The 13,664-nt window shown below is 71.7% G+C and carries 11 protein-coding genes and 1 pseudogene; 5 read left to right on the top strand and 7 right to left on the bottom strand.

Annotated features, from left to right (window positions below; genetic code table 11):
- A partial coding sequence (locus tag ACFC79_RS09990; RefSeq protein ID WP_376237485.1) for a serine/threonine-protein kinase occupies positions 1-1,092 on the bottom strand: 1,092 nt, incomplete at its 3' end.
- Between the two features lie 141 nt (positions 1,093-1,233).
- Here ACFC79_RS09990 and ACFC79_RS09985 point away from each other — a divergent pair.
- Positions 1,234-1,816: pseudogene (locus tag ACFC79_RS09985) on the top strand (serine hydrolase); the annotation flags it as partial.
- 201 nt (positions 1,817-2,017) lie between these two features.
- Here the strand turns inward: ACFC79_RS09985 and ACFC79_RS09980 are convergent.
- A complete protein-coding gene (locus ACFC79_RS09980) occupies positions 2,018-3,724 on the bottom strand; it encodes a glycerol-3-phosphate dehydrogenase/oxidase (RefSeq protein WP_376237483.1) in 1,707 nt (568 codons plus the stop codon).
- Between the two features lie 300 nt (positions 3,725-4,024).
- Between ACFC79_RS09980 and ACFC79_RS09975 the strand changes: the two genes are divergently transcribed.
- Both ACFC79_RS09975 and ACFC79_RS09970 read left to right on the top strand, forming a co-directional pair.
- Positions 4,025-5,287 (top strand): nucleotide sugar dehydrogenase, encoded by a 1,263-nt coding sequence (locus ACFC79_RS09975; RefSeq protein ID WP_376237482.1) that lies wholly within the window; start codon positions 4,025-4,027, stop codon positions 5,285-5,287.
- Between the two features lie 105 nt (positions 5,288-5,392).
- Positions 5,393-6,025, top strand: a complete 633-nt coding sequence (locus ACFC79_RS09970; protein ID WP_376237480.1) for a hypothetical protein — start codon at positions 5,393-5,395, stop codon at positions 6,023-6,025.
- 319 nt (positions 6,026-6,344) lie between these two features.
- On the opposite strand, the gene ACFC79_RS09965 is transcribed toward ACFC79_RS09970, so the two are convergent.
- The 4 genes from ACFC79_RS09965 to ACFC79_RS09950 all read right to left on the bottom strand — a co-directional run bounded on the left by ACFC79_RS09965 (position 6,345) and on the right by ACFC79_RS09950 (position 10,877).
- Entirely contained in the window at positions 6,345-7,469 is a 1,125-nt protein-coding gene (locus ACFC79_RS09965; protein WP_376237478.1) for a GuaB3 family IMP dehydrogenase-related protein, read from the bottom strand.
- Between the two features lie 141 nt (positions 7,470-7,610).
- Entirely contained in the window at positions 7,611-9,116 is a 1,506-nt protein-coding gene (guaB, locus tag ACFC79_RS09960) for an IMP dehydrogenase (protein ID WP_376237476.1), read from the bottom strand.
- Positions 9,117-9,392: 276 nt separating this feature from the next.
- Positions 9,393-9,968, bottom strand: a complete 576-nt coding sequence (locus ACFC79_RS09955) for a sigma-70 family RNA polymerase sigma factor (RefSeq protein ID WP_093893485.1) — start codon at positions 9,966-9,968, stop codon at positions 9,393-9,395.
- 297 nt (positions 9,969-10,265) lie between these two features.
- The gene (locus ACFC79_RS09950) at positions 10,266-10,877 is read right to left on the bottom strand and encodes a response regulator transcription factor (protein ID WP_003948568.1); all 612 of its coding nucleotides are present in this window, start codon (positions 10,875-10,877) and stop codon (positions 10,266-10,268) included.
- A gap of 444 nt (positions 10,878-11,321) precedes the next feature.
- On the opposite strand from ACFC79_RS09950, the gene ACFC79_RS09945 reads away from it, so the two are divergent.
- Entirely contained in the window at positions 11,322-11,660 is a 339-nt protein-coding gene (locus ACFC79_RS09945; RefSeq protein ID WP_376237474.1) for a WhiB family transcriptional regulator, read from the top strand.
- A 97-nt stretch (positions 11,661-11,757) separates the two neighbouring features.
- Here ACFC79_RS09945 and ACFC79_RS09940 read toward each other — a convergent pair whose 3' ends face one another.
- On the bottom strand, positions 11,758-12,648 hold the full coding sequence (locus ACFC79_RS09940) for a LysR family transcriptional regulator (protein ID WP_376237472.1): 891 nt from the start codon (positions 12,646-12,648) through the stop codon (positions 11,758-11,760).
- Positions 12,649-12,892: 244 nt separating this feature from the next.
- Here ACFC79_RS09940 and ACFC79_RS09935 point away from each other — a divergent pair, with 244 nt between their 5' ends.
- Positions 12,893-13,567 (top strand): MOSC domain-containing protein, encoded by a 675-nt coding sequence (locus ACFC79_RS09935; RefSeq protein ID WP_376237560.1) that lies wholly within the window; start codon positions 12,893-12,895, stop codon positions 13,565-13,567.
- The last annotated feature ends 97 nt before the right edge of the window (positions 13,568-13,664 follow it).

The raw sequence follows: 13,664 nt of genomic DNA, 5'->3' as shown, positions 1-13,664 counted from the left end.
GGCCGGGGCGGCGGTCGGCGGCGGGGGCGGGGCGGTCGGCGGCTTGGCGGCGGCACCCGCGGCGGCGGACGGCCCCGCCTTGGCGCTCCGCACGGAGCGCAGCGCGCCACGCAGCCGGTCCCGCGCGCCCTCGGCCGGTTCGCCGGACGCCGTGGCCGCCGCGGCGCCTCCGTCGCCCTTCCCGGGCAGCGCCATGATCTGCGTGGCCTCGACGGGCAAAACCACCGGGTCCGGTCTCTCCGGGGCGTGGATCACGTCGTTGAGCAGGACGCGCGCACCCGCGTCGTCGAGCCGCTGGTCGGGGTCCTTGGCCAGCAGGCCGTAGATGACGTCCGTGAGCGGGCCGGCGTTCTTCGGCGGGTCGAGCGGCTCGGTCATCACCGCCGTCAGAGTGGCGATGGCCGATCCCTTGTCGTACGGCGGGGTGCCCTCGACGCTGGCGTAGAGCAGTCCGCCGAGCGACCACAGGTCGGCGGGCGGTCCGGGCTTGTGCCCGCGGGCGCGTTCGGGCGAGATGTACGAGGGCGCGCCGACGAGCATGCCCGTCGAGGTGACGGAGGGGTCGCCCTCGACCTGCGCGATGCCGAAGTCGGTCAGCACGACCCGGCCGTCCTCGGCGATCAGCACGTTGGACGGCTTCACGTCGCGGTGCAGGATGCCCTCGCGGTGCGCCGACCGGAGCACGTCGAGTATCGCGAGGCCGACCTCGGCGGCACGTCTCGGCGTCAGCACGCCGTCCTCGCGGATGGCCTCGGCGAGCGACTTGCCCTCGATGAGTTCCATCACGATCCACGGCCGGTCGTCCTCGTCGACCACGTCGAAGACCGTCACCGCGCCGTTGTTCCGAATCCTGGCGATCGCCTTCGCCTCACGCAGCGTGCGCGTGATGAGACGGCGCTTCTCGTCCTCGTCGATGGCCGAGGGGAACCGCAGTTCCTTGACCGCGACCGTACGGCCCAGTGTCTCGTCGACGGCACGCCAGACCGTGCCCATACCGCCCCGGCCGAGCACCGCCCCGAGCCGGTACCGCCCCGCGAGAAGACGTCCGTCCTTGTCCCGTTGGGGCTCTTGTGCCTGCTCCGCCTCCGACATGCGTCCCCTCTGCGATCAACCCGCCCTGGCAGAGCGTTCATTGTCCCTCACCCCGGGACCGGCCATGGTGCCGGGTCCGCGGGCCCGGCATGATGGTGGCCCGGGAAAGGGGTTCTCCGCCATGCCGACACTCCGGGCACTGTGCGTCGCCCCGTTGCCTCCGGCGCTGTCGGGCCCGGGCACCACGCCCCTGCCCCGAGGACCACTTCTCACACCCGCAATGTCCTGCCTTCCCCGGTTCGTCACCGGGGCGGTGCGTCCACCGCGGCCCTGTCGGCCCCTTGTGCTTCCACCGCACCGTACGACACGTTCCGTTCGACGGGCCCGGGTATCCGCGGGGCGGACCGGTTCCGGGCGGGCAGCGTCACCGAGACCTTCGTCGCCGCCCTCGTGCTCCAACTCGCCGAAGAGGGACGCCTGTGGCTGTCCGATCCCGTCGACGGGCTGCTGCCCGATCTGATCCGGCAACGGCAACGGCAACGACGGCCGCCGCATCACGCTGCACGCCCTGCTCGGCCACACCAGCGGCCCGTACGACTACGCCGACGACACCGCCGCGCGGCCGGACTCCGCCGTCGGCGCGATCCGGCTCGTGCTCTCCCACCGCCCCACCGGCGTCCCCGGCCACCATTCCTGCTCCCCCACCGAATACGCCGTGCTCGGCCTCCTCGTCCGGTGCGTCACCGGGCACGACTACGCCACCGAGATCCGCCGACGCCTCATCAAGCCGCTGCACCCCACCGGCACCTCGCACCCGCGGCCGTCGCCGCCCGCCCGTCGCCCCGGACCATGCTGTCCTCCCCGCACGGCCCTGCGCCCGCGTCCGGTCCGCACGCGGGCGCAGGGCCGTCCCGCGCGGGCGCCCGCATCCGCGCAGCAGCCGTCACCGCCCGCCCCCTCCCGGTCTCCCGCCCGCCGTCCGGTGTTACAGCGGAACGATGTCCGGTGCGCCGAGCCGTGCCGCGTCCGCCGTGAGGTCGTCCGGCTGGCGCTGCGACTCCCGCTCCGCCTCCACCCGCTTGTCGTAGTGCTCGACCTCCCGGTCGATCTGCGGTTCGTCCCAGCCCAGCACCGGCGCCATCAGTTCGGCGCAGATCCGGGCGCTGCGCGTGCCCCGGTCGAAGGTCTCGATGGAGATCCGGGTGCGGCGGGTCAACACGTCGTCGAGGTGCCGGGCCCCCTCGTGGGAGGCCGCGTAGACGATCTCCGCCTTCAGGTAGTCGTCCGCGGCGGGCAGCGGCTCGCCGAGCACCGGGTCCGCGACGATCAGATCCAGGATCTGCTCCGTCATGGACCCGTAGCGGTTGAGCAGATGCTCCACCCGGGCGACGTGGAGCCCCGTCCGGGCCGCGATCCTCGCGCGGGCGTTCCACAGCGCCGGGTACCCCTCCGCGCCCAGCAGCGGGATGTCCTCCGTGACGCACTGGGCCACCCGCTGATCGAGACCGTGCACCGCCTCGTCGACGGCGTCCTTCGCCATCACCCGGTACGTGGTGTACTTGCCGCCCGCCACGACCACGAGGCCGGGCACCGGGTGCGCCACGGTGTGCTCGCGCGAGAGCTTGCTCGTCGCCTCCGACTCACCGGCCAGCAGCGGGCGCAGCCCGGCGTAGACGCCCTGGACGTCGTCCCTGGTCAGCGGCGTGGCCAGGACGGAATTGACGTGTTCGAGGAGGTAGTCGATATCGGCGCTGGACGCGGCCGGGTGGGCCTTGTCCAGGTCCCAGTCGGTGTCGGTGGTCCCGATGATCCAGTGCCGTCCCCACGGGATGACGAACAGGACGGACTTCTCGGTCCGCAGGATCAGGCCGGTCGAGGAGTGGATGCGGTCCTTCGGGACGACCAGGTGGATGCCCTTGGACGCGCGGACGTGGAACAGCCCGCGCTCCCCGATCAGGGCCTGGGTGTCGTCCGTCCACACGCCGGTCGCGTTCACCACCTGCTTGGCCCTGACCTCGTACTCCCCGCCCGCCTCGACGTCCTCCACCCGGGCGCCGACGACCCGTTCGCCCTCCCGGAGAAAGCCGATGACCCGGGCCCGGTTCGCGACGTGCGCGCCGTATCCGGCGGCGGTGCGCACCAGCGTCGCCACGTAGCGGGCGTCGTCCATCTGCGCGTCGTAGTACTGCAACGCCCCGACCAGGGCGTCCTTCCGCAGTGACGGGGCGACCCGCAGGGCGCGGCGGCGGGAGAGGTGGCGATGGACGGGCAGGCCCCGGCCGTGCCCCGAGGACACCGACATCGCGTCGTACAGCGCCACGCCGGAACCTGCGTAGAACCGCTCCCAGCCCTTGTGCTGCAAGGGATAGAGGAAGGGCACCGGCTTCACCAGGTGCGGGGCCAGCCGCTCCAGCAGCAGCCCGCGCTCCTTCAGTGCCTCCCGGACCAGCGCGAAGTCGAGCATCTCCAAATAGCGCAGCCCGCCGTGGATCAGCTTGCTCGATCTGCTCGACGTGCCCGAGGCCCAGTCGCGCGCCTCGACAAGACCGGTCGACAGTCCTCTCGTCGCCGCGTCCAGTGCCGTGCCGGCGCCGACCACGCCTGCCCCCACGACCAGTACGTCCAGTTCGCGCTCGGCCATGGCGGCGAGTGCCTCGGCACGCTCCGCGGGTCCCAGTGTCGCTGTCCTCACTGCTGCCTCCCGGGGTGGACGGGGTGGTCCGGCACGGGACGCGGCCCGACCGAGCGGTCGGACGTCCCGGCCCACCTCTCGATTCTGTCCGCCGTCCACGACTTCGGCCACCGCCTGTGGACAACACCCGACGGCACGGGCCCCGCAATGCGACACATAGGTCATATTTACGCCTAGTCTGACATTGCGCCGTGCCCAGCGGTTGCGCTTTCTGCTCTCCCATGGTCGTGTACCGGCCGGTTCACGGAGGTCGCCGTCCTCCGTGAACCGGCCGGTCCGAGGGAAGGACGGCCCATCCCCATGCCCGCAGACCTCGCTGTCATCGGACTCGGCCAGCTCGGCCTGCCCCTCGCCCAGGCCGCCGTCGCCGCGGGCGTCCAGACCGTCGGCTACGACACCGACCCGCGCGCCCACGCGGAACTCGCCGCGGGCCGCACCCCCGCCGAGGGCGCGCTCACCGCCTCGGCCGTGCGCCGCATGCTCTCCGCGGGTTTCCGGCCCACCACCGACCCGGCCGAACTGGGCCGGGTCCGCACCGCGGTGATCTGCGCACCCACCCCGCTCGGCGCCGACCGCACCCTCGACCTCACCGCCCTCACCGACGCCACGCGCGTCCTCGCCGCCCGGTTGCGCCCGCACACCACCGTCCTCGTGGAGTCGGCGGTCCAGCCGGGCACCACCGAGAACCACGTCCTGCCGCTCCTCGAAGCGGGATCGGGACTGCGCGCCGGGCGCGACTTCCACCTCGCCTACTCCCCCGGCCGCCTCGACCCCGGAAACCGGACCCACGTCTACGCCAACACGCCCAAGGTCATCGGCGGCCTCACGCCCGTCTGCACCGAATCCGCCGCCGCCTTCTACGGCCGGCTCACCGACAAGGTGGTCCGGGCCCGCGGCCCGCGCGAGGCCGAGATGACGAAGGTCCTGGAGACCAACTTCCGGCACGTCAACATCGCCCTGGTCAACGAGATGGCTGTGCTCTGCCACGACCTGGGCGTCGACCTGTGGGACGTGATCCGGTGCGCCGAGACCAAGCCCTTCGGCTTCGAGGCGTTCCGTCCCGGGCCCGGTGTCGGCGGGCACGGCGTCCCCGTCGACCCGGGCCGCCTCCCGTACCACAGCCGCACCCCCGGCCACCCGTTGCGGATGGTCTCGCTGGCCCAGGAGATCAACGACCGGATGCCGCAGTACGTGATCCAGCGCTGCGCCACCCTGCTGAACGAGCACGGCAAATCGGTGCGCGGCGCCCGGGTCCTGCTCCTCGGCGTCACCTACAAGCCCGACCTCGCCGACCAGGAGGCGTCGCCCTCCCGGGAGATCGCCTCCCGGCTGATGGACATGGGCGCCCAGATCGGCTACCACGACCCGCACGTCCTGGACTGGCGGGTGCGCGAACAACCCGTGCCGCGAGCCGACTCGCTGTACGAGGCGGCGGCCGGCGCCGACCTCACGGTGCTGCTCCAGCACCACCGCACCTACGACCTCCAGGGTCTCGCCGTGAAGGCCCAGCTGCTCCTGGACACCCGCGGCGCGACCCCGGCGGGAGCCGCACACCGGCTGTGAACAGAAGATTCCGGAGATTTTGGTGGGCGATGTCGTAGGTGGCTGCTAGCCTGCGGCGTCACATCTCGCACATTCGTGCGCTTCCGTTCCCAGGGGGATCCCACCATGAGCCAGCCCGTGCCGCCGCCGAACCAGCAGCCCGGCGGACAGCCCTTCGACGGCAACCCGTACGCGGGCGGCCAGCAGCCCGGCGCCCCCACCGGCAACCCCTTCGCGAACCAGCAGCCCGGCGCCCCGACCGGCAACCCCTTCGCGGGCGGCCAGCAGCCCGGCCCGTACGGGCAGCCCGCCCCCGCGTTCGGCGGCGCACCCTTCGCCCCGCCCGCCCCCGCCCGCGACAACGTGGGCCTCGGACTGCTGACGGCGCTGGTCGCGGCGGTCGTCGCGGCCTTCCTGTACGGCGTGATCGCCGGCGCGATCGAGCGCGAGATCGGCTACGCCGCCATCGGCGTCGGCTTCCTCGTCGGCTTCGCGGCGAGCAAGGTCGGCGGCCGCAACCCGATCCTGCCCGTGGTCAGCGCCGTCCTGTCGGTCGGCGCCGTCTACCTCGGCCAGCTCATCGGCGTCTCGATCATCCTGTCCGACCTGGTCAACCAGTCCGCGTCCGAGCTGTTCCTCGACCACTTCGACATGCTGACGAAGGCATGGGGCGAGGCGGCGGACTTCATGAGCTACGTCTTCCTGCTGCTCGGCGCCGTTGCCGCGTTCGGTGGCGCCAAGAAGGCCACCGGCGCGTAAGCGGTGTCCCGTCATCCCTGGCGGGCGCGCGACGACAGCTACGGCACCTCGCCGCGTTGCCGGAACGTCCACATACATCCGGTATGCGGACGTCCCTCCGCCTTGCGATGCACCGCATCTGACGCCGCGCGCCGACCCACCAGGGATGACGGGACACCGCTCAGACCCCGGCCGGGCCTTCCGGGCCCGGGTCCGGTCACGGGTCCGGACCTGGGTGAGGCGAGGCAGGACACAGCAGGTCAGGACATGGGCGAGGGCCCCGCAAACCGTCGGTCACGGTTTCCGGGGCCCTCGCCCATGTCCGGTGTGCCGGACGCGGTCAGCGGCTGTGCTGCGAGTCCGCCACCGTCACCTCGACGCGCTGGAACTCCTTGAGCTCGCTGTAGCCCGTCGTGGCCATCGCCCGGCGCAGCGCGCCGAAGATGTTCATCGAGCCGTCGGGAGAGTGCGAAGGACCGGTGAGGACCTCCTCGGTCGTGCCGACGGTGCCGAGGTCGACCAGCTTGCCGCGCGGCACGTCCTCGTGGACGGCCTCCATGCCCCAGTGCCGGCCGCGGCCCGGCGCGTCCGTCGCACGGGCCAGCGGGGAGCCGATCATCACGGCGTCCGCGCCGCAGGCGATGGCCTTCGGCAGGTCGCCGGACCAGCCGACACCGCCGTCCGCGATCACGTGCACGTACCGGCCGCCCGACTCGTCCATGTAGTCGCGGCGGGCCCCGGCCACATCGGCGACCGCGGTCGCCATCGGGACCTGGATGCCGAAGACGTTGCGCGTGGTGTGGGCGGCGCCGCCGCCGAAGCCGACGAGGACACCGGCCGCGCCGGTGCGCATCAGGTGCAGGGCCGCGGTGTAGGTGGCGCAGCCGCCGACGATCACCGGGACGTCCAGCTCGTAGATGAACTGCTTCAGGTTGAGCGGCTCGGCCGCGCCCGAGACGTGCTCGGCGGAGACCGTCGTGCCGCGGATGACGAAGATGTCCACGCCCGCGTCGACGACCGCCTTGGAGAACTGCGCGGTGCGCTGCGGGGAGAGCGCGGCGGCGGTGACGACGCCGGAGTCGCGCACCTCCTTGATGCGCTGTCCGATCAGCTCCTCGCGGATCGGGGCGGCGTAGATCTCCTGGAGCCGGCGGGTCGCCGCCTCGGCGGGCATCTCGGCGATCTCGTCGAGCAGCGGCTGCGGGTCCTCGTACCGGGTCCACAGCCCTTCCAGGTTGAGGACACCGAGGCCGCCCAGCTCGCCGATGCGGATCGCGGTCTGCGGGGAGACCACCGAGTCCATGGGGGCGGCCAGGAACGGCAGCTCGAAGCGGTAGGCGTCGATCTGCCAGGCGATCGAGACCTCCTTCGGGTCGCGGGTTCGGCGGCTGGGTACGACGGCGATGTCGTCGAACGCGTATGCCCGGCGGCCGCGCTTGCCGCGCCCGATCTCGATCTCAGTCACGATGGTGTGGCCTTTCCCTCTACGTCTGCGCTGTCCAGTATCCCCGACACATGCCGAAGGGGCGGTCCCGGGAACCCCCGCCCTGTCGGAAGCCGACAGTGCGGGAAGGCCCTGGCCGCCCCTCGGTCGCGTCGGTGCGCGTTACTTCCTGCTGTAGTTCGGTGCCTCGACCGTCATCTGGATGTCGTGCGGGTGGCTCTCCTTGAGACCCGCCGAGGTGATCCGGACGAACCTGCCGTTGGCCTGGAGCTCCGGCACGGTGCGGCCGCCGACGTAGAACATCGACTGGCGCAGGCCGCCGGTGAGCTGGTGGACGACCGCGGAGAGCGGGCCGCGGTAGGGAACCTGGCCCTCGATGCCCTCGGGGACCAGTTTCTCGTCGGAGGCGACGCCCTCCTGGAAGTAGCGGTCCTTGGAGAACGACTTGCGGTCGCCGCGGGTCTGCATCGCGCCCAGCGAACCCATGCCGCGGTACGACTTGAACTGCTTGCCGTTGATGAAGAGCAGCTCGCCCGGCGACTCCTCGCAGCCGGCCAGCAGCGAGCCGAGCATCACGGTGTCCGCGCCGGCCACCAGGGCCTTGGCGATGTCGCCGGAGTACTGCAGGCCGCCGTCGCCGATGACCGGGACGCCGGCCTCCTTCGCGGCGAGCGACGCCTCGTAGATCGCGGTGACCTGCGGGACGCCGATGCCGGCGACGACGCGGGTGGTGCAGATGGAACCGGGGCCGACACCGACCTTGATGCCGTCGACACCGGCGTCGATCAGCGACTGGGCGCCGTCCCGGGTGGCGATGTTGCCGCCGATGACGTCGACGCCGGAGGCGTTCGACTTGATCTTGGCGACCATGTCGCCGACCAGACGGGAGTGGCCGTGGGCGGTGTCGACGACGATGAAGTCGACACCCGCCGCGACGAGCGCCTGGGCCCGCTCGAAGGCATCGCCCGCGACACCGACGGCGGCGCCGACCAGCAGCCGGCCCTCCTTGTCCTTGGCGGCGTTCGGGTACTGCTCGGCCTTGACGAAGTCCTTGACGGTGATCAGGCCCTTGAGCACGCCCGAATCGTCGACCAGCGGAAGCTTCTCGATCTTGTGGCGGCGCAGCAGCTCCATGGCGTCCACGCCGGAGATGCCGACCTTGCCGGTGACCAGCGGCATCGGCGTCATGACCTCGCGCACCTGGCGCGAGCGGTCCGACTCGAAGGCCATGTCGCGGTTGGTGACGATGCCGAGCAGCTTGCCCGCGGCGTCGGTCACCGGGACGCCGCTGATGCGGAACTTGGCGCACAGTTCGTCGGCGTCGCGCAGCGTCGCGTCCGGGTGCACCGTGATCGGGTCGGTGACCATGCCGGACTCGGAGCGCTTCACCAGGTCGACCTGGTTGGCCTGGTCGGCGATGGAGAGATTGCGGTGCAGCACACCGGCGCCACCCTGCCGGGCCATGGCGATCGCCATGCGGGCCTCGGTGACCTTGTCCATCGCGGCGGAGAGCAGCGGGATGTTCACCCGCACGTTCTTGGAGATGTACGAGGAGGTGTCGATCTGATCGGGCGCCATGTCGGACGCGCCGGGCAGCAGCAGCACGTCGTCGTATGTCAGCCCGAGCGTCGCGAATTTCTCGGGCACTCCGTCGACGTTTGCAGTCATGACACCTTCCCCAAATGGCCTTGATCGGTGCGGATGTCCATGCTAACGGCCTTCGCGGGCGTCTCATTCCACGAACAAGATCACCTACGGTTTCTGGAGCTTCGTACAGAACCGGAAACGTGTGACCGTACGACACCGGAACGGGATGTCGCGGACGCGTGAACCCCTCGCGCTCCGACCGTGCGCGCCCCCGTCGGCCTGCGGCTCCGCCCTGTGCCCGTGCGGCCCGCCGGTGCCGCGCCCCGTGCCCGGCGCGAGTCCGTCACCGGGCACGGCTCACTGTTCGGCGAGCGCGCGCAATCTGCTCAGCGCCCGGTGCTGGGCGACCCGTACCGCCCCCGGCGACATGCCGAGCATCTGTCCGGTCTCCTCGGCGGTCAGGCCCACCGCGACCCGGAGCACCAGGAGTTCGCGCTGGTTGTCCGGGAGATTGGCGAGCAGCTTCTTGGCCCAGGCGGCATCGCTGCTGAGCAGCGCGCGCTCCTCCGGCCCGAGCGAGTCGTCGGGCCGCTCGGGCATCTCGTCCGAGGGCACGGCCGTCGACCCCGGGTGCCGCATGGCGGCCCGCTGGAGGTCGGCGACCTTGTGACCGGCGATGGCGAAGACGAATGCCTCGAAGGGTCTGCCGGTGTCCTTGTAGCGCGGCAGCGCCATCAGCACCGCGACGCAGACCTCCTGCGCGAGGTCCTCCACGAAGTGGCGCGCATCACCGGGCAGACGGTTCAGCCGGGACCGGCAGTAACGCAGCGCGAGCGGATGGACATGGGCCAGCAGGTCATGGGTGGCCTGCGCGTCGCCCTCGACGGCACGGTGCACCAGTGCACCGATCACCGTCGTCTCGTCGTCGCGCATCGGACCATGGTGCCTCGGAGTCTCGTCTTCCGCTCCGCCGCGTCCGTAGTTGTGCACCGAAGCGTTATGAGCGGGTGCGCCGGAAGTCATGTCCTGCGCCCTCCCCTTCCGCTCGACCGAATCGTTCCCGAGGAACTCCACATGTCAAGGATGCGGCATCGGCCGGGAAGCGTCACATGCCGTCGGCACGGCGGGCACCGCCGACGGAGCGGCGCCCGGCCCGCACGCGACGGCCGGGACCCCCCGTCCGCCGGATCACGGACGGGGAAGCGACCGGCCTCCGGCCGCAGCCGCAGGTCAGCGGACCAGACCCCAGCGGAAGCCGAGGGCGACGGCATGCGCCCGGTCCGAGGCACCGAGCTTCTTGAACAGGCGCCTGGCGTGCGTCTTCACCGTGTCCTCGGAGAGGAACAGCTCACGTCCGATCTCGGCGTTCGAACGGCCGTGGCTCATTCCTTCGAGCACCTGGATCTCCCGCGCGGTGAGCGTGGGCGCCGCCCCCATCTCGGCCGACCGCAGCCGCCGCGGGGCGAGCCGCCAGGTCGGATCGGCCAGCGCCTGGGTGACGGTGGCCCGCAGCTCCGCCCGGGAGGCGTCCTTGTGCAGATAGCCACGGGCACCGGCGGCGACCGCGAGCGCGACCCCGTCCAGGTCCTCGGCGACGGTCAGCATGATGATCCTGGCACCGGGGTCGGCGGAGAGCAGTCGCCGGACCGTCTCCACTCCCCCGAGACCGGGCATGCGTACGTCCATCAGAATCAGATCCGAACGGTCGGCACCCCAGCGGCGGAGGACTTCCTCGCCGTTGGCCGCCGTCGTCACACGCTCGACGCCGGGCACGGTCGCGACCGCGCGCCGGAGCGCTTCTCGGGCAAGCGGGGAGTCGTCGCAGACGAGGACGGATGTCATGGCCGCCCTCCGCAGCTGATGCGCGTCACCTTGAGCCTCCAGGCTGTTTACAAGTCGTCACCTGAGCGGTTGACGCTCTCGGACACCTGCCCGATCGCTTTTCCTGTCAACCGCCCCCGCCCTCTCAACGACGGTCACTCGAAAGAGTTACGGGTCGGACGGCCGGGTTCGGCACTCTACGTGAGGGTCCGTACACAGAGGAGAGTGACGCGGATCGTCCAGCCATCAACCGGATCTTCTGATAAACCCATGCCCCATTTAGCGGGTTTTCTTCCCTTTTCCTGGTGTCAGTGGCTAGATTCGCAATCAGTCATATTTACATCTACTTGCACCGTGGATGTGAATGTCATGAGCACAGTCAAACTCTTACGACACCGGACGACATCAGACGACATCGGACGACCACGACGTCTCCGACTCAGCATGGTTTCGAGGGGACAAGCAATGGCAGATTTCTCCCGCCTTCCCGGACCCAACGCCGATCTGTGGGACTGGCAACTGTTGGCGGCCTGCCGCGGAGTCGACAGCTCGCTGTTCTTCCACCCGGAGGGTGAGCGCGGGGCGGCACGCAGCGCCCGCGAGAACTCGGCGAAGGAGGTCTGTATGCGATGCCCGGTACGCGCCGAGTGCGCGGCGCACGCCCTGGCGGTACGCGAGCCCTACGGGGTATGGGGGGGACTCACCGAGGACGAGCGCGAGGAGCTCATGGGACGGGCCCGCAACCGTCTGATCGCGGCGGCGGCACCGTCGGGCGGCGTTCCGTCCCCGTCGGGGCACGGCTGATCCCGCCCGCCGCGCACCGACGCGATAAAACGTTTCTTCAGAGCCACCCGGCCGCCGAGGGGGTGCAGACCCAGGGCGCGTCCGGGCGGTCCCCGTTTCAGCGGGCGGCCGCCAGGGACAGCCGGTCCAGCGTGGCCGCCACGGCGGGCACCTGCGCCAGGTCGGGAAGGGTCAGGGCGACGATCTCGCGTTCGACGGCGGGTTCCACCGTCACGGTGCGGACCCCCTTGGCGCGGACCGACTCGATCGCCAGCTCCGGCAGCACCGCCACCCCCAGCCCGGCGCCGACCAGCCCGACGACCGCCGGGTAGTCGTCGGTGGCGAAGTCGATCCGGGGCGTGAAGCCGGACTCCTCGCAGACCTCCACCAGCTGGCGCCGGCAGCGCGGGCAGCCCGCGATCCAGGAGTCGTCGGCCAGCTCGGCGATGCCGACCGCCGTCGAGCCGGACAGCCGGTGTCCCTCGGGGACCAGGCCGATGAGCCGGTCGGTGAGCAGCGGACGCACGACCAGGTCGTCCCACTCCGTGCCGGAGGTGCCGTACCGGAACGCCAGCGCGATGTCGCAGTCGCCCTCGCGCAGCATCTCGACCGAACGCGGCGGTTCGGCCTCGACCAGGGAGACCCTGGTCCCGGGGTGGGCCGCGCGCAGCGCCGCGAGGGCCCCGGGGACCAGGGTGGAGCTTCCGCTGGGGAACGAGACGAGCCGGACGCGGCCGGCCCGCAGTCCGGCGATCGCGGCGACCTCCTCCTCTGCCGCGGTGAGGCCGGCGAGGATGCCCGAGGCGTGCCGCACGAGGGCCTCGCCCGCCTGGGTGAGCCGCATCTCGCGTCCGGTACGGATCAGCAGGGTGGTGCCCGCGGAGGATTCCAGGGCCTTCATCTGCTGGCTGACCGCGGGCTGGGTGCAGCCCAGTTCACGGGCCGCGGCGGAGAACGATCCGGTGGTGGCCACGGCGCGCAGAACGCGGAGGTGGCGGGCTTCGATCACCCTTCAACCATAAGCAGCTCTTGGGCGTGAAGCGAACGACCTCACTGCGTCTTTGAGGGGTTACGACGTGGGAGCAAGGCGGAGCGGGCTCCCCGTTGCTCCTCGGGTCGTTAGCGTTCTCCGCATGAATCCGATGGAACGAACGGCTCCCGGCACGGCGGCAGGAAGCACGGGCCCGGCACGGCCCGCGGAAGCGGTGGATCCCGCCGCGTCGGCCGGAACACCGGTGGGCGCGCGGGCGCCGATGACGGTGCTGACGGTGAACCTGGGCCGGGCCGAGGCGGCCGCGCACACGGATGCGCCCGGCGGCGCGACGGGGATCGGCAAGCGGCCGGCCGACGGGCCGGTGCGTGTCGAGGATCCCGGCCCCAAGGGCACCGGCGGCAGCGGTCTGGCCGGGGACGCGGTGTGCGACCTGCGCCATCACGGCGGCAGCGACCAGGCGGTGTACGCCTTCGCCCGCGAGGACCTCGACGGCTGGGAGCGGGAGCTGGGCCGGGCACTGCCCAACGGCGCGTTCGGCGAGAACCTGACGACCGCCGGGGTGGACGTGAACGGCGCGAGGATCGGCGAGCGCTGGCGGGTGGGCCCGGATCTGGTGCTGGAGGTGTCGTCGAGCCGGATCCCCTGCCGCACGTTCGCCGGTCATCTCGACGAGCGGGGCTGGGTCAAGCGGTTCACGCAAGCCGCCGCCCCGGGCGCGTATCTGCGGGTGATCGAGCCGGGCGAAATCCGTGCCGGGGACGTTGTCGAGATCGTGCACCGGCCCGCCCACGACGTCACCGTGCGGCTGGACTTCCTGGCGTCGACGACGCGGCGGGACCTGCTGCCGCGGCTGCTCGCGGCCCGCGACGCCCTGCACCCCGAGACGCTGCGGGCCGCACTGGCGTACGTCGAGCGGAACGCGGCCGACGCCTGAGCGCGACGGCCGGCGGGGCCCCGGCGCCCGTCCGGCCGTGATGCGCCGGGCAGCCGCCAAGGGCCCGGGGAGCAGTAGGGGGCGGGCTCGCGACGCC

Source organism: Streptomyces sp. NPDC056061 (assembly GCF_042266885.1).
GTDB lineage: Bacteria > Actinomycetota > Actinomycetes > Streptomycetales > Streptomycetaceae > Streptomyces.
This window is presented reverse-complemented; position numbering and strand designations above follow the sequence as displayed.

Coding starts and splice junctions, on each gene's coding strand:
- ACFC79_RS09935 (WP_376237560.1), top strand. CDS start 12,893: ATGACGGTGCTGACGGTGAACCTGGGCCGGGCCGAGGCGGCCGCGCAC.
- guaB (WP_376237476.1), bottom strand. CDS start 9,116: ATGACTGCAAACGTCGACGGAGTGCCCGAGAAATTCGCGACGCTCGGG.
- ACFC79_RS09970 (WP_376237480.1), top strand. CDS start 5,393: ATGAGCCAGCCCGTGCCGCCGCCGAACCAGCAGCCCGGCGGACAGCCC.
- ACFC79_RS09955 (WP_093893485.1), bottom strand. CDS start 9,968: ATGCGCGACGACGAGACGACGGTGATCGGTGCACTGGTGCACCGTGCC.
- ACFC79_RS09950 (WP_003948568.1), bottom strand. CDS start 10,877: ATGACATCCGTCCTCGTCTGCGACGACTCCCCGCTTGCCCGAGAAGCG.
- ACFC79_RS09945 (WP_376237474.1), top strand. CDS start 11,322: ATGGCAGATTTCTCCCGCCTTCCCGGACCCAACGCCGATCTGTGGGAC.
- ACFC79_RS09975 (WP_376237482.1), top strand. CDS start 4,025: ATGCCCGCAGACCTCGCTGTCATCGGACTCGGCCAGCTCGGCCTGCCC.